Here is a 19,771-nt window from a genome sequence, read left to right on the forward strand (position 1 = left end):
GCAAGATTTGCCGCCCTTTCCTGTTAGGAGCCTTGTTTGACATCGGACCCGCTTCGTTTCGGCGAAAACAGACCCTCCCCGGATGCTCTGCTTGAACAGGCGGAACGCGAGACGCGTGGCCGTCTGAAGATATTTCTCGGTGCTGCGCCAGGTGTCGGCAAGACCTATGAAATGCTGATGTCGGGCCGCGCGCGCAAAGCTGATGGAATAGATGTCGTCATCGGCATTGTCGAAACGCACGGACGAGCGGAGACTGAAGCCCTTACTGAAGGGCTTGAAATCATTCCTCGCGCGCGCGTTGCATATCGGGGTCATCAACTCGAAGAAATGGATATCGATGCGGTTCTGGCGCGCAAGCCGCAGCTGGTTCTGGTAGATGAACTTGCACATACGAATGCGCCCGGCAGCAGGCATCCCAAGCGGTATCAGGATGTAGAGGAAATTCTGGCGCGCGGTATCGACGTTTACACAACGCTCAATATCCAGCACGTCGAAAGCCTGAATGATGTTGTGGCGCAGATCACCCGTATTCGCGTGCGTGAAACTGTGCCCGACAGCATAATCGACCGTGCCGACGACATCGAACTGATTGATCTCACCCCCGGAGATCTCATTAAACGGCTCAATGAAGGCAAGATCTACCTTCCCAAGACAGCGAAACGGGCGATCCGCAATTATTTTTCCCCCGGCAACCTGACAGCGTTACGCGAACTGGCGCTGCGCCGCACCGCCCAACGTGTAGACGAACAGCTTCTCAGCCATATGCGCGCTCATGCGATAGAAGGGCCCTGGGCGGCAAGCGATCGCATATTGGTCGCCGTCGATGACAGTCCGCGCAGTGTATCGCTTGTTCGCTATGCCCGTCGGCTTGCAGATCGCCTTCGCGCCCCATGGGCCGCAATCCATATCGAAACCGCCCGTTCTGCGGGGCTCGCCGATGAAGCAAAGGACAGGCTTGCAACGGCGTTGAGGCTTGCCGAACAGCTTGGCGGGGAAACGATCACCATTCCGGGCCAGTCAGTAGCCGAAGACATTGTTCGCTACGCTTCAGCTCACAACTTCACTCAGATCGTAGCCGGAAAGTCCATAAAGTCGCGTTGGCGCGAGATGATTGACGGGTCCGTCGCGCGCGAGCTTGTCCGGCTTTCCGGTGCTATCGATATTCATATAACAGCCGGGGTCGAGCACGAAAATGGGAGCGCCAGCCGCAAGATAAACACCGCCCGGCACAACACACCGCCCGATGTAACGCCCTATCTGATCGGCATGGCAATGACCGGCGTAGCCCTTGTTGTCGGGCTGTTGCTCGATCAGTTTTTGGATGTGCGCAGCATAGCGCTGGTATTCGTTGTTGGCGTTCTTGGTGTCGCAGTCACCCTCGGTCTTTGGCCTGCGCTTTTTGCATCCGTAATCAGCGCATTCGCCTATAACTTCTTTTTTCTCTCGCCACTTTACACGCTTTCAATCGCCGATCCCGAAAGTGTCGTAGCGTTGGTTTTCTTCCTGTTTGTGAGCGTTATCGCCAGCAATCTGGCAAGTCGCGTCCAAAGGCAGGCCGCGGCTGCGCGACAACGCGCGCGCATGACGGAAGATCTGTATCTCTTCAGTAAAAAGCTGGCAGGAACAGGTTCAATTGATGATGTGCTCTGGGCAACGGCATTCCAGATCGCATCCATGCTCAAGGTAAGGGTCGTAATTCTGCTTCCCGACGTTAACAGCATTGCTGTCAGGGCCGGTTATCCGCCAGATGATACTCTGGACGATGCTGATATAGCTGCCGCGCACTGGACCTGGGAGCATGACTTGCCGGCAGGCCGCGGCGCCAATACGCTGCCGGGTGCAAAGCGGCTCTATCTGCCTCTCAAAACTGCACGAACGTCCGTTGGCGTTATCGGTCTCGATAATGATCGTGTGGGCCCAATTCTCACGCCTGAGCAACAGCGTCTCTTCGAAGCTCTGGCCGATCAGGCAGCAATTGCCATCGAACGCGTTCAGCTTGTTGGCGATGTAGAGCGGGCAAAACTGGCCGCCGAAGCTGACAAGCTGCGTTCGGCATTGCTCACCTCCATCTCGCACGATCTGAAGACCCCTTTGGCTGCCATTCTCGGAGCCGCGACGACACTGCGCGACTATTCCGCATCTTTGCCGGACGCCGACCGATCAGAGCTTGTTGCAACCGTCGTGGATCAATCTGAACGCTTGAACCGCTTCATCGCCAATCTCCTTGATATGACCCGCATCGAAGCCGGTGCGATGAAGCCTAATCTCTCGCTTCATTTTGTTGGAGACCTGATCGGGGCTGCACTCAATCGTGCATCCAGGATACTCGCCTGCCATCAGGTCAACGTCGCGGTTCCAGTCAATCTGCCGATGGTCCACCTTGACGCCGTCCTGTTTGAGCAGGCTTTATTCAATCTGTTCGACAACGCCGCAAAATACGCTCCGGAGAATTCGCCCATTACGGTTAAAGCTCACGCGGATACATCCAACATAACGCTGGAAATCTCGGATCGAGGCCCAGGGATTCCTCATGACGATCTGGAGCATGTGTTCGATACGTTCTATCGTGTGCGTAAAGGAGATCACGTTCAGGCTGGCACCGGACTGGGTCTTCCTATCGCACGCGGTTTCATCGAGGCGATGGGAGGCTCCATCCGGGCAGGTAACCAACAAGAAGGTACTGGCGCTGTATTTACGGTCACCTTGCCCATTCCCGCTGATGAAGTTGACAGGGATTCATGAACGATCCGAAGCTCAAGATTCTAGTTGTCGATGACGAACCAGCCATCCGCAAATTGCTGCGGGTCGGACTGACAACAGAAGGCTATACCGTTGTCGAAGCTGCAGATGGCAGCCAAGCTGACGAACGCATTGCAATGGATAAGCCCGACATCGTGGTGCTCGATCTGGGCCTTCCTGATACCGACGGCCATACTCTGCTCCAACGCTGGAGAGAGAACGGAATAAGCTTGCCAATTCTCATCCTCTCGAGCCGCACCGATGAAGCCGGGATTGTCCGCGCCCTTGAAGAAGGGGCAGATGACTACATCCCGAAACCTTTCGGAATGAAGGAGCTTGCCGCTCGTCTTCGGGTCGCCTTGCGGCATCGACTACAACAGCAGGGACAAAAGCCGCTTTTCCAATGTGGTGGTCTGACCGTCGATCTCGTGCGCCGCATTGTAAAACTGAACGGCGAAGAAATTAAGCTGTCGCCAAAAGAATATGATATCCTGAGCTTGCTCGTACAGCATGCAGGGAAAGTGCTGACTCACCATTTCATCTTAAGCCAGGTCTGGGGACCGGCGGCTGACGTGCAATATCTTCGCATCTATGTCCGCCAGCTACGGCAGAAGATTGAAAAATCGCCGGATCAGCCGCATTATATCCTGACCGAAACAGGCGTCGGTTACAGGCTGCGCGAAGCCGATCCCGCTCTTTGAGGCAACCGGAACCAAGGCTTCGCGAAAGCGTTGTTTGACAAATAGCCAAGGTGACGGAGGCGAGCGTGGTCGAGTTGGTCAACAATATTGAGAATTTGGAATTTATTATCGCCAAGGCTCGGGAATATGATGTTCAGGTTCCCGCTACCGATGAAGACTCCGGATCCAACGCCAGCGATGACAACGAAGTTGATATTCTCGATGCCTCGCTGACCAATCCCACTCGAAAGGAACTTTTTGCGGCTATTCGTTCTCTTAACATAGACGAACGACAGGAACTGCTGGCGCTGATGTGGGTAGGACGGGGTGATTTCAGCGTCGACGAATGGGACGAAGCCCTGTCAACCGCTGCCGACCGCGATAATGGTCGGGAGGCCAAGTATCTTATCGGCACACCACTTCTCGGAGATTATCTTGAGGAAGGGCTGGCCGCTTTGGGCGTCGAGATTGAGGCTTACGATAATGAATAAGAAAAATTGATGCTTCCATGCAGCCTTCTGTTTTGACGCTGCAATGTCCGGGTATTAGTGTCAAAACACAAACCGGGTCCGCTTGAAACGACCCGGGACATTAAGCGCGACGGAGGACGGCACGATGCTTCAGAAAAACCTCATTCAGAAAACAGACTTCTATATCGATGGCGCATGGCGCGCTCCGGTAGAGGCCAAGTCCATTGAGGTCATTAATCCCGCTAACGAGAAGCCTTATGCCGTAATCTCTGCAGGCTCTGCGAAAGACATTGATCTGGCGGTCGCAGCTGCCCGCAAGGCATTCCCGTCCTGGAGCGAAACTTCTGCCGCGGACCGCATCGGTTATATTCGACGGCTCGTGGAAATTTATGAAGCTCGTCTTGAGGAAATGGCCAAGGCGATCTCGCTGGAAATGGGAGCGCCAATCACGCTTGCGCGGGAATCGCAGGCTGCGGCAGGCCTTTCGCATACCAAAGCCTTCATCGCAGCATTCGAGAATTTCGAGTTCGAAGAGCTTCTTTCTCCGAAATTTCCGAACCAGACGATAGTGCGCGAACCGATTGGCGTTTGCGGCCTCATCACGCCCTGGAACTGGCCAATGAACCAGATCGCGCTAAAAGTTATCCCTGCGCTAGCTGTCGGCTGCACCGTCATACTGAAGCCATCCGAGATTGCCCCCATGTCGGCCATGCTCTTCGCCGAGTTTGTGGATGAGGCTGGTTTCCCGCAAGGTGTGTTCAATCTCGTCAATGGCGAAGGTGCTGTCGTTGGTGAGGCCCTGTCGCAGCATCCGGATGTCGACATGATGTCGTTTACCGGCTCGACGCGCGCAGGCACAGCGGTCTCTCGAGCTGCAGCAGCAACGGTGAAGCGGGTTTCGCTTGAACTTGGCGGCAAGTCGCCGAATATCGTTTTCGCCGATGCCGACCTCGAAAAGACCATTGCCCGCAGCCTTGCCCATTGTTTCGAAAATACCGGCCAGTCCTGCAATGCGCCGACGCGCATGCTGGTCGAACGTTCGGTTTACGACAAAGCGGTCGAACTCGCCAGGAAGGTGGCGGAAGGCACGAAGGTTGGTGACCCGGCAGAAGAAGGCGATCATATTGGCCCGCTTTCCTCTTCGATCCAGTTCGAGAAAGTGCAGAAACTGATCCAGAAGGGCATCGACGAAGGTGCTCGGCTTGTGGCTGGTGGAACGGGGCGTCCCGATGGATTCACCGAAGGGGACTTCGTCAAACCAACCGTCTTTGCCGATGTGAATAATGACATGACGATTGCCCGCGAAGAAATCTTCGGACCGGTGCTGGCTATGATCCCCTTCGATACGGAAGAAGAAGCCATCGCCATTGCCAATGACACGCCTTACGGACTTGCAGCCTATATCCAGACCGGCAGCCCGGAACGGGCGAAACGCGTGGCTCGAAAGTTGCGTGCCGGCATGGTGCAGATCAATGGCACCTCCCGCGCGCCGGGCAGCCCGTTCGGAGGCTACAAGCAGTCGGGTAATGGTCGCGAAGGCGGCAAATGGGGGCTGGAAGACTTCATGGAAGTCAAGCTCATCAGCGGCTGAACTTCCAATATAGCAATAAAAAGCGCCGCTTAGCGGCGCTTTTTATTGCAAATCAGGGTTTCTTCATAACGCGGATACGCTGCTCTCCACCAATATTAATCAATTGCGTAGGAGGTGGTATCTTATGAACGTCATGCGTGCCGAAGCTGTCTGGGTAAAACGCATAACCGGCAGGCGGTTGCGGCGGGTTTCGATCGTCAATCAGTCGACCGCCCGTCAATTCGGTCATCGGGTCAGGAATGGCCGAAATCAGCCGCCGGGTATAAGGGTGGGTTGGATTCGAGAAAATCCGATCCCACGGACCACTTTCGACAATCTGCCCGAAATACATGACCGCCACCCGGTCGCTCATATGCTCCACGACGCTCAGGTCGTGGCTGATCATGATGTAGGAAAGGCCAAGCCGCTCCTTCAGCTCCAGGAGCAGATTGATGATCTGCGCCCGGATCGAGACATCAAGGGCCGAAACGGGCTCATCGAGCACGATGACTTTCGGATTAAGTAACAGCGCTCGTGCGATCCCTATACGCTGGCGTTGACCACCGGAAAATTCGTGCGGAAAACGCCTCGCCTGCTCGGGTTTCAAACCAACGAGACGTAGGATCTCTTCAATGCGACCGTCGATTTCGCTACGCGATTTCACGCCGTGAAGTCGCAAAGGTGCAGCGAGCGACGTGTACACCGTCTGGCGAGGATTGAGTGAAGCAAACGGATCTTGAAAGACCATCTGCGCCATCTTCGACCGTTCCAGACGGGAAGGTTCATTCTTGCCTGTGATCGGACGTCCTTCAAAATAGATCTGCCCACTGGTCGGTCTCTGCAAGCCGACTATGGAGAGGGCCAGTGTGGACTTACCGCAACCAGACTCCCCTACAATCGAAAGGCACTCGCCTTTGTTAAGCGTCAGGCTGAGATTGTTGACGGCGCGCAGCAATTGCTTGGAACGACTGAAAATTCCACCGCTCACCGGGAAGTAAACGCAGACATCATCGATGCGAACCAAAGGTTCTGCCAGTTTGGTTGAATGTAGATCATTCATGATGGAAGCACCTCACCACACCGGCATCCTCAAGCGGCGTCCAGCCCGGCTTTTGCGCACGGCAAACATCGGTCGCACGCGTGCAACGCGGCTCGAACCGGCAGCCTTTTGGAAAAGCGGAAATCGATGGCACGACACCCTCGATTTCCTGAAGCCGTAGCTGGCCTTCCGTCTGGCGCGATCCAAGCTGCGGCAGGGACGCCAGAAGACCATGCGCGTAAGGATGTGCCGGATGATGAAACAGATCCGCCGTTACACGCTCCTCGACCAGATGCCCGGCATACATGACACCCACGCGACGACACATTTTCGCAATGACCCCAAGATCATGGCTGATCATCAGAACGGAAGTCCCTCGCGCCATGCAAAGTTCCTGCATAAGACGCAGAATTTCTGCCTGAACGGTCACGTCAAGCGCGGTCGTGGGTTCATCGGCGATCAGCAGATCGGGATTGCATGCAAGGGCGATCGCGATCATCACACGCTGGCGCATGCCGCCAGACATCTGATGCGGATAGTTCTTCACACGCTGCTCTGGTGCGGGCACCTGAACGCTGGCAAGTGCTTCAATCGCCTTGCGTTCTGCCTCATGCCAGGTTGCCCCCTGATGCAGCACGAACATTTCCGCAATCTGTCTTCCCACTGGTGACAGGGGATTAAGGGCGGTCATCGGTTCCTGAAAAATCATCGCGATACGATTGCCACGCAGCTTTCGCACTTCGCGCGACGACATGGCTCGCAGGTCCTGTCCTTTGAAGCGGATCGCGCCTCCGGTAATTGACAGCGGCTTACGCAACAGCCCGATCATGGACAGCGCGGTGATGCTCTTTCCGCAGCCGGACTCGCCCACCAGACCAAAGGTCTCGCCAGCGGCGATTGTGAACGATACATCCTCGACCACGTTATGTTTGCTTGAACCGGAAACGATATCGATGCGAAGATTTTCGACTTCTAGAAGTGGTTGTTCGCTCATACTTTGCGCGTCCTCATATGCGGGTCGAGCCAGTCACGAAGACCATCGCCGAACAGATTGAGTCCGAGTACCGTGAGGAAGATAGCCAGGCCCGGAAACACCGCAGCCCAAGGCGCGTTCACAATCAGCTCTCGCGCATCGGTGAGCATGTTCCCCCAGCTTGGATCGGGGGGGCTGATACCGAGACCAAGGTAGGAAAGAGCTGCTTCCGCAAGGATAGCATCGCCCATTCCAAGAGTGCCGATAACAAGGATAGGGCCGATCATGTTCGGCACAATCTGCGTGATCATGATGCGGACATCGCTATAACCGAGCATCTTGGCGGCCTGAACATATCCCTGTTTCTTGAGAGAAAGGGTTGAGCTGCGCGCGATCCGGCAGGTCCAGGACCAGTTCGTCAAACCCAGAGCAAGCAGAAGGCTCGGCAAACCGGGACCGAGGACAGCCATGATTGCCAGAGCAAAGATGAGCGACGGTATCGCCAGCATCAGATTTGTCAGACCGTTGACGAGATCGTCCCACCATCCGCCGAAATAGCCCGCGGAAATGCCAAAACACAAACCAATGACAGTGTTGATGCACTGCGAGACGACGCCGACGGTCAGTGACACCTGCGCGCCATAGAGGATTCGCGAAAAGACATCGCGCCCCTGTGCATCGGTACCAAACCAGAATTGTGTGTCAGGCGGAAGTTCGGCGTTCATCAAATCGGCATCAAGGACCGGGTTATAGTGGGCCAGCAGCGGTGCAAAAATCGCCGCCGCCGCGATGACGATGCATATGAAACCGCCGAATACGAGATTGAAACGGAGCTTCATGGGCTTACTCGTGGCTTATACGCGGGTCGATAACCGCGTAGAGGATGTCAACGATCGTATTGATAACCAGAAACCACAACACGATTACGAGAATTGCCCCCTGCACGACGGGGATGTCGCGCAGCGAAACGCTATCAATCAGCAAGGAACCAAGACCCGGCCACGAGAAAAGTTTCTCCACCACCACGGCCTGCCCCATCATCGATCCGAACTGCAGGCCGATAGTCGTGATGATCAGCACCAGCGCATTTCGCATGACATGCCATTTCACAAGCCGAAAGCTGCTCATGCCTTTGGAACGCGCTGTTCGAATGAAATCGGCACCCATCACTTCAAGCACGGCTGCTCGCGTCGTTCTTGCCAACAGTGCAAGGGGCGCGACACCCAGAGTGAGCGCCGGGAGGATAATATTTCTGATGCCGCCGTCGCCATAACCGAAGCTCGGCAGCCATCCGAGCGTCAATGCAAAGAGATACATGGCGAGCAGACCCAACCAGAATTGCGGCAAGGAAAGACCCGAAACCGCTCCTATCATGGTCACGCTGTCAAGAATGCTTCCGGGTTTCAACGCTGCGAGAAATCCGAGCGGCACCCCGATCAGGATAGCAAGTCCCATCGCGGCAAAAGCGAGCTTCAGCGTGGGCCACATTCGCTCCTGAATAAGCGAGATAACCGGCTGCCTTGAACGATAAGAAGTCCCTAGATCGAACTGCGCCAACTGAACGAGATAGTTACCGAAACGCACATGAACAGGCTTGTCGAGCCCGAATTCCTGGGTGATCTTCTCGACCATTTTCGGATCGTTCATGCCCTTGCCATTGGCGATAAGGCCGGAAGCGATGCTACCTGGAACCACGCTGAAGATAACGAAAATCAACAACGATACCGCCACGACCGTCGGTATCATCTGTAGGACGCGCCGGAAAATAAAATAGAGCACACGGTCCTCCTTTCGGATCAGCGCCGATTACGCTGGAGCAAAGGGGATCAGTGGCCCGCCCGAGAAAGAGCGGGCCGATCCAGAACAGCTGGAACTAGCGACCGGCCGGAACCGTGTCGTCCACCCAGAGCTTTTCATAGGACTGAACCGCGAGTTCCGCCGAGTTCGGCTGCAGGCCATGCAGCCATGGCTGGTGTGCCATCACTGCCTTGTTGTAGTTGAAGAACCAGACCGGCGCTTCTTCCTGCAACAGATTGTTCGCCTTCTTCAGAAGTTCGTTCTTCTCTTCTTCGGTTTTTGCCACCTTGGCTTCGTCGACAATCTTGTCGAATTCCGCATTGGAGAATTTTTGATAATTGCATGCGGATTGCGGCGTCGCGGAATAGAAGCACTGCATCGCGGTGAGTGCATCGGGCCCGCTTTCGAGCGACCACATATAGGCCTGGAAATTGCCAGCCGGAACCACATCAGCAAGCACAGAGGCCTCTACCGGCTTGGCCTTCACCTTGATGCCGACCTTGGCGAGCATCGGAATGATCGCCTGAACAATGGTCAAACCCCAGCTCTCATTCTGCGTTGCAGTCAGTTCGAACTCGAAACCATCTGGATATCCGGCTTCTGCGAGCAAGGCTTTCGCTTTTTCGGGATCATACGGATATGGCTTCGCATCCTTGTCGAAGGCTGGTGATGAGTTTGGAAGCCAACCTACAGCACGATAGGCCTTGTCCTTGACCAGACGCTTGATGATGAGATCGCTATCGATCGCGTAGTTGATTGCCTGACGGACGCGCTTGTCCTGGAACGGCTTGAAATCCGGGTTGAAGCCGACGGCGCGCGTATAAACTTCCGCCACCTCGACCATGTTCTTCGCCAGTTCGGGGTCGGCAAGATAGGCAGTGTACTGCGCGGGGCCAAGCACAGCTACATCGATTTCCTTGTTGCGGAACGCGACATCGCGCGCCGCCGCATCACCCATGATCATGATATTGATCTTGTCGGCGTAAGGCTTGCCCTTCTCGTAGTATTTGTCCCACTTCTCGACCGTGAGGCGTGAGCCGGGAACATATTCGGCAAACTTGTATGGTCCGAGACCGACGGGGTGGCGCTGAAATTCCTCACTGTCCCCCTCGCCTGCAGGATAGATCGCTGTGTTGTTACGCATAAACTGGAAACCCGGATCGATCGGCTGCTTCAACGTGATCTCGAGCGTATGGTCATCGATCTTCTTCAGACCGGAGATTTCCTTGGCCTTACCCTGCGTATATTCCTCCGCTCCTTTGATCTCGGCAATGTAGCGTGCTGGTGGGAATGCCTTTTTCGGGTCCATTATCCGTGTGTAGCTCCAGATAATGTCGTCTGCCGTCAAAGGCTTGCCATTGTGGAAAAATGCATCCTGACGAAGCTTGTAGGTATAGACGAGCCGGTCGTCGGACACGGCCACGTCCGTTGCAAGACCGAGCACCGGCTTGTTCAAATCGGCATCCCAATCATAGAGCGTGCGGTGAATAGCTTTGGCGTAGAACTCGTCCTGCGTGGCAGGCGATGCCTGAATGTCCAGCGTCGAGAAGCTGTCGCCGTAAGGCGCGACGAAACTGATAACGCCCCCTGAACGCGGTTCATCCGCAGCATAGGCTGCCGTTCCCGTCAACAGAGCTGCGGACAGCGCCGCCAGCAATGCAAATTTTCTCATATTGTTCCCCTTCATAAGTGTCATTCTTGCGATTCAGATGAACCGTTCATTCGGACAGTTCCGCCGAAACTTCGCTGTCCGACATTGCGCCGAAGCGTTTCCGCTTCAATTCTTTTTATGATCCGGCAGGAACCGGAGTATCGCTTCACGACCGTTCGAACACGATCTCACCGTCGCGTAGGGTAAGAACACAATGCGTGTCGTTGAGAATTTCTTCCGGCTTTGCAGTGAGCATGTTGCGCGTGAAAACTGCAATATCGGCAACCTGTCCAGGCACGAGCTTGCCCTTCACATTCTCCAACTTCTGTGAAAAAGCTCCGAACTCGGTGTAAACCTGCAGAGCCTCTTCAATGGTCACGCACTCGCGGGCATCCATCACCGTCCCCTTGCCCGTTTCACGGGTCAGCATCGAATAGATATTCGGATAGGGATTGGGGTGACAAACCGGCGCATCGCTGCCGGTCGCGGGTTTGAAACCGAGATTTTTCCACGTCTTCAGCGGGTAGCTTGAAAGGGCGCGTTCCTCGCCGAGAACAGAAATATAGGCATCTCCAAAATCATAGATGAAGACCTGTTGCGGGCACGGATAAATGCCGGCCTTCTTCATCCGCTCGTGTTGCGCCGGCGTGGAGAAACCGCAATGCTCGATACGATGGCGGCGGTCGGGATCGGGATAAGCGACTAGCGCCTTTTCATAGGCCATGATCAGCTGGCCGATTGCTGCATCGCCGATAGCGTGGCATGCCAGTTGGTAACCCTTCTTATGCGCGTCCAGCACCAGCGCTTCCAATTCCGCGTCCGGTAATATCTGGACACCGATATTGTTGTCGTCGCCAAGATAAGGCTTGCTCATCCACGCGGTCCGCCCGCCTGCTGAGCCATCGAGGAAAATCTTGACGGCACCGACCGTCAGCATGTCGTCACCGACACCGGAAACAAGCCCTGCTTTATAGCATTCCTCAACGATGGAAGGCCCAGGGTCGCCAAGCAGTACGAGCCAGGTGCGTACCGGCAAACGCTTTTGCAGCTTCGCGATGTTGTAGGCACGGATTTCATCGAAGCCCGCAACCTGACCGACAGCTGCATCCATAACGCTGGTAATGCCGTAGGAAAGAAGAAGGTTGCCCGCAGCCTCAATGGCTTCGATCATTTCTTCCGTCGTCGCCTTGGGGATAGCCCTGCGAACGGCGCCTTGAGCATTTTCAGCCACCATCCCGGTCAGAACGCCATTTTTCTGTTCGATCAAACCGCCTTCCGGTACCGGGAAGTTGTCATCCACACCGGCCAGCTCAAAGGCTTTCGAGTTGAAGATCGACACGTGGCCACAAGCACGTACGAGCATGACGGGATGGTTTGGAGCGACCGCATCGAGCTCCGACTTATGGGGATGACGACCGACGTCGAGCTTCGTCTGGTCATAACCGCGTGCTTTGATCCAGGTCCCGGGAGGCGCAGAAGCAGCCTTCTCGCGAATGGCATCAAGCAGGCTCTGTAATGTTGGCGCGGCCTGCGGTGTCGCATCAATCCATTTGAGTGTAAGCCCGACCGAGATAAGATGCAGATGGGCATCATTTAATCCGGGTGTCGCGAAGCGCCCTTCGAGGTCGATCAAACGGGTTTTGTCGCCCCTCAAGGACCATATCTGGTCCTTCGTACCCGTAGCAAGCACCTTGCCTTGCCAGATGGCCAGGGCTTCAACTGTGCCCTCTTCGTATCCACACCAGATCGTGCCGTTATAAACTATGGTATCGGCACACAATTCGGGCATTACAGGCATTTCAGCGATCCCCTCCCTACGTCACGCTTATATAAGTGTAGGGAGATTTCCATTGATGCTTTGACCGATCAAGCCGTGGATTTGTTAAATTTGTAGGGGGCAAATTGTTCAAAATGACAAGTCTACGGTCAATTTGCCGAAATTTTTGCAAAGTTGAGGTGAAACCGGTCGATCAAATCGGCAAAGACTGCCGCCAAATGGTTATCGCCGCCTCTGGCCTGTCAACAATCACAGCTTTAAAATATCTGCAGACACGCAAATGATAGGCAGCATCGCTCAACAGAGCACGGTCTCAAGAAGCGAATTGTCGACATACCCCCGACCCATTCCTTGGCGACTGACGACACCAGCGCAATTGGCCGTTAAGGGATGGGCAATGGGGCGTCCCGGTTCACAAATAACGATACGCCCCGTCAAAACGACAATCAAACGATCAGTATGCCGATCCCGGCGTGCGTTCTGCCAACTGTTCGGGAGTCAGCAAATCCGCGTGATGGGCACGTGCGACATCCGGATGCGACCGGAGGCGACTTTTGAGATTATTTGCACCTACCTCGCGGAAGATCGGATTAAGCGCGTCCACAGTCACGCCGCGTTCCTTGGTCTTCAACTCCTCCGGCAAATCGATAACCGGAATAGTCGCATCGTAACGAGCGCCAAGGAAGAACGCGACTGAGAAGCGTTCAACACCTGCTGGCGGCGCGACGACGCCGTGTACATCCGCCCGCACGAATCCGTTCGTGGCAAGCTCAAGCAGTTCCCCGGTATTGATGACAAAGGTGCCTGGGACTGGAGGCGCATCGATCCATTCGCCGTCTTCGCGTTGAACCCTCAAACCGGGAACAACATCCTGCAGGAGGACGGTAACGAAGCCACCATCCTTATGGGCACCCACCCCTTGTTCGCTTTCCGCCACATCGCGGCCCGGATAACGAATGATCTTCAAGAGCTGAGACGGATGCGGTTCGTAAATCTGGGCGAAAAAGTCTTCCGGCTGTCCCAATGCAGCAGCGATGGCTTTCAGAATGTCGATGCCGACACGCGTCACCTCGGCCTGATAGGCAAGCAGCAACGGCTTGAGTTCCGGCAACGCATCCGGCCATTGGTTCGGGCCGATCAGTCGCTTCCACGCCGGGCTGTCCGAACCAATTACGGCGGGCTCCGATTCAGTGTTGATATCCAGCTGTTCACGCCAGTCCTGCTGGCCGCGTGTCCGTTCAAAGCCAGCTCGATTGTAGCCTCGAAAATGGGGCGACTTCACCATTTCGATCTTCAGCTTTTCTTCCGCGGGCAGTGCGAAGAACTTCTTCGCCGTACTTACTACGTCTTCCACGAGTTTTGGATCGACGTCGTGGCCCGTAAGATAGAAAAAACCGTGGTCGTGAAGCGTCCGGCGCAATTCTTCAATAAAGCTGCCGCGCTCCTCCGCACTTCCGTTGAAACGGGACAGATCAAGCAAAGGCAGGTTGATCGGCGTGGTATGTATGGTCATGGAAACCTCCTGAAAATTCTTAGCGCGAGCGACGGCTGCGGGCCACGCGGTGATTGACAAGGCGAGCGGCATAATCGCCGGTAATCTGAATGGATTGCACGATTGCAACCAGAATGATGACAACGGCGATCATGACTTCCGGCATGAAGCGTTGATATCCGAAACGAATTCCGAGATCGCCCAAGCCACCGCCGCCGACCGTTCCTGCCATCGCCGAGTATCCGACAAGGCTGACAAGGGTAACCGTTTGCCCGGCAATAATCCCCGGCAGCGCCTCTGGCAGCAGCACCTTGAAGATGATCTGGATAGGCGTCGCGCCCATGCTTTCCGCAGCCTCGATCAGGCTTTGGTCTACTTCACGCATCGCCGTTTCCGCTAGTCGCGCGTATAAGGGTACGATTGCCACTGTCAGAGGAACGATGGCTGCATAGGTGCCAACCGTGGTTCCAGCAATCAGGCGCGTCAGGGGAATGATCGCCACCATCAGGATGATGAACGGCGTGGATCGAACCAGATTGACGATCGTGCCTGCTATGCGGTTAAAAGCCGGTCGTTCAAGAAACTGGCCGTGGCCGGTAACAACCAGCGCGACGCCCAGCGGTAGGCCGATCAAAGTGGACAGGACAGCTGATGCGGCCACCATAATGGCCGTCTGCCTCAGCGATTCAAGCAAGAGCCCGGCGAGCGCCGGGGGAAGCAGATCGGACAACATGGCCGATAACCTCTCCATGAAGATTGAGTGAAGAAAGATAGCTTCGGACAGCGGCAAGATCAGCCGGACCGTGCTCAGCGACAAGCGTCATGATGCCCAGAGGTTTGCCGCAAATATAATCTATACGTCCATGCAGTATGTTCGGATTTATCCCGAAACGCTGCACAAGCGTTGCAACGACAGGCGCGTGGGCGGCATCACCGGCGAACACGATACGCAGAACGGGATCCGATCCCGCTACAGGTTCCGGCAGTAGCCGCCGAGACACTTCCGCCGGAAGATCATGAGCAACAATGCTTGCCAGAAATGACCGGGCGGTTGGGGATTGCGGAAAAGCGAAAACATCGAAAGTCGGGCCACTTTCAACGACCCTGCCGCCATCGAGAACCGTCACATAGTCAGCGATGTCGCGTACTACCTCCATTTCATGCGTAATAAGCACAATCGTCAGGCCGAGGCGTCGATTGATGTCTTTCAATAAAGAAAGAATTTGTTCCGTGGTTTCGGGATCAAGCGCTGAGGTAGCCTCATCGGATAGCAGGACGCTGGGCTCCAGAGCCAATGCCCGCGCTATGCCGACACGCTGCTTCTGACCGCCTGACAGTTCCGATGGATAAGCACCAGCCTTTTCCTTGAGGCCCACCAACTCAAGCAGATCGTTAACACGCGATTTTATAGTTTTCCGATCAATACCGGCGAGTTCCAACGGTAGAGCTACATTACCATAAGCAGTTCGCGAGGAAAGGAGGCTAAAATGCTGAAATATCATTGATACTTCACGCCTGACCTGCCGTAGTTCTTCTTGCCGGAGGGTTGTGATCTCACGGCCCGAAACAAAGACTTTCCCATCGCTTGGATGCACCAGTCCGTTCAGGCAACGGACCAGCGTACTCTTCCCTGCACCTGAGCGGCCAATGATACCGTGAATGGTTCCCTTTTCAATCTGAAGCGAAACATTGTCGATGACCGGACCAGCCTTCTCGTCATAGGTCTTTGTCAGCGAACGTATGTCGATGATCGACAGTGGTGATGTCACATCACCCAGTGCCGTATTCGACATATTTTCGCTGCGTACGAGCACATTCATCTCACCAACCCGCTATGATGTTGCCGCCGAATTTCTTCTCGATGAACGCTTTGACGTCGGGGGACTTATAGGATTCGATTAGCGTCTGGACCCAGGGCGCATCCTTGTTCTTTTCCGCGACAGCAAGCAGGCAGAAATAATCGGATAGCTGATCTTCAATCAAAATCGCATCACGGCTCGGCACCAGCCCGGCACTCAGCGCGAAATGCGAAGTGATAACGGAAAAATCCACGTCTTCCAGCGACCGGGGAAGCTGGGCCGTTTCCATTGGAATAATTTTGACCTTCTTCGGATTATCAACGATATCGAGTTCGGTTGCGTTGAAAGTCACCCCCGGTGTGAGCTTGAGAACGCCCCCCGCCTCGAGAAGTTTCAGGGCACGACCCGCATTGCTGGGATCATTGGGAATCGAAATCTGTGCCCCCTCCGGCAGTTCGCCAAGTGATTTATATTTGTGCGAATATCCGGCCATCGGCAACAGCACAGTACGACCGCCGACGGCAACAAGGCTGAGACCTCGATCCTTGTTCTGCTGGTCGAAATAAGGCGTATGCTGGAAGCCATTGGCGTCGAGATCACCATCATTCGTTGCCGGGTCGATCAGTGCGCCGTCCGAGAACTCCACAATCTCTATTTCCAATCCCTTTGCCTTGGCGACGGGTGCCAGTGCTTCGGCGATTTCCGCATGTGGACCAGAAGTCACGCCGAAACGGATTTTGTCCGCAAATGCAGGTGAAGCGACGAGTACGGAAAAGAGTGCTGCGGAAACAGCTCCGCGCAACAATGAAACTGGATGCATGTCATTTTCCCTGTGGTTGTTTTTGAGGCACGCTTACGCAGCGCGCCGTTTGCGTTCATTGTTCCACTGTGCCAGCCTTGAACTGGCTTCCTGCAGCGTTTCTTCGCGCTTCGCGAAACAGAAACGCACATGGCTGCGCACATCGCGCGCACCGTAGAAGGACGAGATGGGCACAGGTGTTACGCCTGCTTCAAGCGTCAAACGTCGGCAGAAATCGAGATCATCGTCTCCGCTATCAAGTGCTCGTATGTCCGCCACAGCAAAATAGGTGGCTGGTACATCGGCGACCTCGAACCCCGCAGATTTCAGCCCTTCGACCAGAAGGTCTCTCCGCGATGCCAGCGCCGCACGAAGGCCGGTGAAATAACTGTCCGGCAAGCTTAACCCTACCGCCACTGCCGTTTGCAAAGCCGGGGGCGTGGTAAAAGTTACATACTGATGCGCACGGGCAATTGGCGCAAGAGTCGCCTCGGAAGCGGTCACATAACCAACCTTCCAACCCGTCAGGGAAAAGCTTTTTCCAGCAGAGCCGATACGCACCACACGGTCACGTATTTTTTCAACGCCCCATAAGGAATGAAACGGCCTTTCATCGAAGACGAGATGCTCGTAGACCTCGTCCGATACAATCAGGAGATCATGCTTGATGGCGAGATCGGCGAGAAACTCCAATTCATCGAGATCGAATATTTTGCCTACCGGGTTCATCGGCGTGTTGACGACAATCAGCCTCGTCCGTGGAGAGATGACTTTCGCCAACTCCTCACGCGGTAGTTCCCACAGAGGCGGCTTCAACCGTACCGGGACCACCGTTCCTCCTGCACGACGAATAAGCGTTGCATAAGCATCGTAAGCTGGCTCGAACAGAATTACCTCGTCGCCCGTGTTCAGATGCCCGAGAAACGTATCGGCTAGCGCTTCCGTAGCGCCGGAAGTGACGAGGACTTCCTTTTCCCAGTCAATGTCGAGGCCAAGAAAACGTCTCGTGTTTTCTGCAACCGCCTGACGGAGGACGGGCAGGCCCATCATGGGTGGGTACTGTTGTGAAGTTTCACGAAGAGCGAGGGCAGCAGCGTCAAGGAGTTCAGTTGGCTCAAAGCCTTCCGGGAAACCCTGTCCCAGATTAATAGCTCCGCGCTCAACGGAAAGCCGCGACATCGCCTCGAAAATCGACGTTCCCGCCTCACCGAATATCGGGCTAACCATCGGCGCTCCCCTTTCGCAATCGAACTTACGGGGAGAAGATAAAGCCTATAAAATCAGTAGACAAAGCATGGACTTGCCATCCCGGACAGCCGCAGGGAAAGCTTTTTCAAATTTTGGGGAACGTGAAACAGATTCAAGTTCCGCAATTGCAGCTGATTTTGAATCATCCTGCCGTTTGGCTATGCCGATTGCGCCAGAGTTCTCCAGCCTTGTCGAAGAACAGCGTATAGCTTTCATTGTCGGCGGATGCTGCCGTCATCATCCCCATGGCAGCGGTGGCAACGATTGTATTTTCTGCGCGCTTGTCCACGGCCGCACCGGACCAGACGCCATACCAGTATTCAAATGAGCTGAAGTTCGAATGCTTGTCTCCGCTCTCTCTGGATAGTGTGGGAAGCAGCAGATCTATTTCACGACCGTCCAGAAGTCTGTGGACGGTATGGGCCCTGTGTGGAACCAGTTCCGCAACATCGCGGCTGGTCGAAACAACCGAGATCGACGGCAAGCCAAGAAGCGCACCTGCATCGCGATGCAATTTGCGATATGCGGGTTGGGTAACCCCAAGGAAAGATGCCTTGAGGTTCATCGGATTAAGCAGATGAACGAGGCTGTTCATCGATGAACGCGACTCGAACAGGGGATAGAGCGCCATCAGCGCATGGATCTGAGGAGCGAAACCGGCCATAGGCATGAAGCATATGCCATGTGCTCTCAATGCATCTTTCGCCAGAGAGTGTGATGTCGCGATCGGAAGATTGATAGCTTCGGCAGCGATCTCAAGCTTGCCCGATATCTCGCCGGTACCGCAGTTTCCGTGCAGGACAACCGGAAAGCCAGCCCGGGCGACCAGCAATGCCGAAAGCATGAACCACGGTGATTGCATGGAATTGGGCGACAGATAGGCTGGCCAATCCAGTGCAGGCATATTCAGTCCGGCGTCGGCTGAGTAAATTCTTCTTGCCGCCCGCGCCATGCCAGCCAGTTCCGGTGCAGTTTCTCCACGGTAGTGAATAAGCCGTAGTAATGCACTGATCTGCATCGGATCGGCATTCCCTGTGAAAATCGTCGTGAAAGCATCCTCGGCTTCGGACATTTCCAGCGGGCGGGTGTGCCCGGCTTTTCGCCCTACCACAGCGATATATTTTGCAAGCCTCCTGATTGGATCATTTTCGCCCTGGATGTCCGCGAACTGCGCCGCAAGCTGTTCCGGCGTGGGGTGGTTTTCAAGCTCGACCACCTTACGGATACCGAGCGGCGGCGGTGCGACGATGGCGCTTCGGTTCCAGCCATGATGGCCGGTGCAACTGGATTTCGGCACTTCGGCGAGATCCAAATTGAGGAGTGCTTCAGCTTCATTCGCAAGGCGTCGCAAACGCGCACGCAACGCTTCGGCTTTCGGCGTAGCCACCATGTTACGTCCCGAGCGAACCAGAATGGGGTCGTTAAACTTCTCGCGGATCTGGCCAAGCAGCCGACTCATCGCCGCAATGCTCAACCCCATCTGCTTTGCAGCGCCGCCAACACTGCCCTCCACAAGAAGTGCATCAAGAGCGATCAGCAGGCGTAATTGTCCCAAGCGAAGGCTTTCGTTCTCACCTTTCGCCGTTTGCTGCTGCGTTTTCGCTTCCTTGCCCGACATCACTTTTGTGCCCGTTCATTTGCAGTTTTTGGAACTTAGAATGCTTATAAAACATGACGATTGACGTCACCTTATCGCCATACATAAGGAGACTTGAAAACTCAACTTTAAACGGTGAC

The 19,771-nt window shown here is 55.1% G+C and carries 16 protein-coding genes; 4 read left to right on the plus strand and 12 right to left on the minus strand.

Going from position 1 to position 19,771, the window contains the following annotated elements:
• Positions 1 to 36: 36 nt before the first annotated feature.
• The 4 genes from OINT_RS16570 to OINT_RS16585 all read left to right on the plus strand — a co-directional run bounded on the left by OINT_RS16570 (position 37) and on the right by OINT_RS16585 (position 5,480).
• On the plus strand, positions 37 to 2,742 hold the full coding sequence (locus tag OINT_RS16570) for a sensor histidine kinase (RefSeq protein ID WP_006469033.1): 2,706 nt from the start codon (positions 37 to 39) through the stop codon (positions 2,740 to 2,742).
• Positions 2,739 to 3,440 (plus strand): response regulator transcription factor, encoded by a 702-nt coding sequence (locus tag OINT_RS16575; protein WP_006469034.1) that lies wholly within the window; start codon positions 2,739 to 2,741, stop codon positions 3,438 to 3,440. The genes OINT_RS16570 and OINT_RS16575 overlap by 4 nt, the downstream gene beginning before the upstream one ends.
• 65 nt (positions 3,441 to 3,505) lie before the next feature.
• Complete coding sequence (locus tag OINT_RS16580) at positions 3,506 to 3,910, plus strand: DUF3775 domain-containing protein (RefSeq protein ID WP_006473150.1); 405 nt, start codon at positions 3,506 to 3,508, stop codon at positions 3,908 to 3,910.
• Positions 3,911 to 4,034: 124 nt separating this feature from the next.
• Complete coding sequence (locus OINT_RS16585; RefSeq protein ID WP_006473151.1) at positions 4,035 to 5,480, plus strand: aldehyde dehydrogenase family protein; 1,446 nt, start codon at positions 4,035 to 4,037, stop codon at positions 5,478 to 5,480.
• A 52-nt stretch (positions 5,481 to 5,532) separates the two neighbouring features.
• Here OINT_RS16585 and OINT_RS16590 read toward each other — a convergent pair whose 3' ends face one another.
• The 12 genes from OINT_RS16590 to OINT_RS16645 all read right to left on the minus strand — a co-directional run bounded on the left by OINT_RS16590 (position 5,533) and on the right by OINT_RS16645 (position 19,652).
• On the minus strand, positions 5,533 to 6,519 hold the full coding sequence (locus tag OINT_RS16590; RefSeq protein ID WP_006469037.1) for an ABC transporter ATP-binding protein: 987 nt from the start codon (positions 6,517 to 6,519) through the stop codon (positions 5,533 to 5,535).
• Positions 6,512 to 7,492, minus strand: coding sequence for an ABC transporter ATP-binding protein (locus tag OINT_RS16595; protein ID WP_006469038.1), 981 nt, complete (start codon positions 7,490 to 7,492; stop codon positions 6,512 to 6,514). The genes OINT_RS16590 and OINT_RS16595 overlap by 8 nt, the downstream gene beginning before the upstream one ends.
• Positions 7,489 to 8,310 carry an ABC transporter permease gene (locus OINT_RS16600; RefSeq protein ID WP_006469039.1) on the minus strand — a complete coding sequence of 274 codons (822 nt, stop codon included), beginning with the start codon at positions 8,308 to 8,310 and terminating at the stop codon, positions 7,489 to 7,491. The genes OINT_RS16595 and OINT_RS16600 overlap by 4 nt, the downstream gene beginning before the upstream one ends.
• 4 nt (positions 8,311 to 8,314) lie before the next feature.
• A complete protein-coding gene (locus tag OINT_RS16605; protein WP_006469040.1) occupies positions 8,315 to 9,250 on the minus strand; it encodes an ABC transporter permease in 936 nt (311 codons plus the stop codon).
• A gap of 94 nt (positions 9,251 to 9,344) precedes the next feature.
• The gene (locus OINT_RS16610; protein WP_006473152.1) at positions 9,345 to 10,940 is read right to left on the minus strand and encodes an ABC transporter substrate-binding protein; all 1,596 of its coding nucleotides are present in this window, start codon (positions 10,938 to 10,940) and stop codon (positions 9,345 to 9,347) included.
• A gap of 145 nt (positions 10,941 to 11,085) precedes the next feature.
• Positions 11,086 to 12,708: an amidohydrolase gene (locus tag OINT_RS16615; protein WP_006473153.1), complete on the minus strand. Its 1,623-nt coding sequence runs from the start codon at positions 12,706 to 12,708 to the stop codon at positions 11,086 to 11,088.
• Positions 12,709 to 13,150: 442 nt separating this feature from the next.
• Positions 13,151 to 14,209, minus strand: a complete 1,059-nt coding sequence (locus OINT_RS16620) for an isopenicillin N synthase family dioxygenase (RefSeq protein WP_006473154.1) — start codon at positions 14,207 to 14,209, stop codon at positions 13,151 to 13,153.
• 19 nt (positions 14,210 to 14,228) lie between these two features.
• The gene (locus tag OINT_RS16625; protein WP_006473155.1) at positions 14,229 to 14,921 is read right to left on the minus strand and encodes a methionine ABC transporter permease; all 693 of its coding nucleotides are present in this window, start codon (positions 14,919 to 14,921) and stop codon (positions 14,229 to 14,231) included.
• Positions 14,875 to 16,008 carry a methionine ABC transporter ATP-binding protein gene (locus OINT_RS16630; protein ID WP_006469044.1) on the minus strand — a complete coding sequence of 378 codons (1,134 nt, stop codon included), beginning with the start codon at positions 16,006 to 16,008 and terminating at the stop codon, positions 14,875 to 14,877. The genes OINT_RS16625 and OINT_RS16630 overlap by 47 nt, the downstream gene beginning before the upstream one ends.
• Before the next feature lies 1 nt (position 16,009).
• A complete protein-coding gene (locus tag OINT_RS16635) occupies positions 16,010 to 16,807 on the minus strand; it encodes a MetQ/NlpA family ABC transporter substrate-binding protein (RefSeq protein WP_006469045.1) in 798 nt (265 codons plus the stop codon).
• Between the two features lie 33 nt (positions 16,808 to 16,840).
• Positions 16,841 to 18,013 carry an aminotransferase gene (locus OINT_RS16640; protein ID WP_006469046.1) on the minus strand — a complete coding sequence of 391 codons (1,173 nt, stop codon included), beginning with the start codon at positions 18,011 to 18,013 and terminating at the stop codon, positions 16,841 to 16,843.
• A gap of 163 nt (positions 18,014 to 18,176) precedes the next feature.
• Entirely contained in the window at positions 18,177 to 19,652 is a 1,476-nt protein-coding gene (locus tag OINT_RS16645) for a glycosyl transferase family protein (RefSeq protein ID WP_006472644.1), read from the minus strand.
• Positions 19,653 to 19,771: the final 119 nt, after the last annotated feature.

This window comes from Brucella intermedia LMG 3301 (assembly GCF_000182645.1).
Lineage (GTDB): Bacteria > Pseudomonadota > Alphaproteobacteria > Rhizobiales > Rhizobiaceae > Brucella > Brucella intermedia.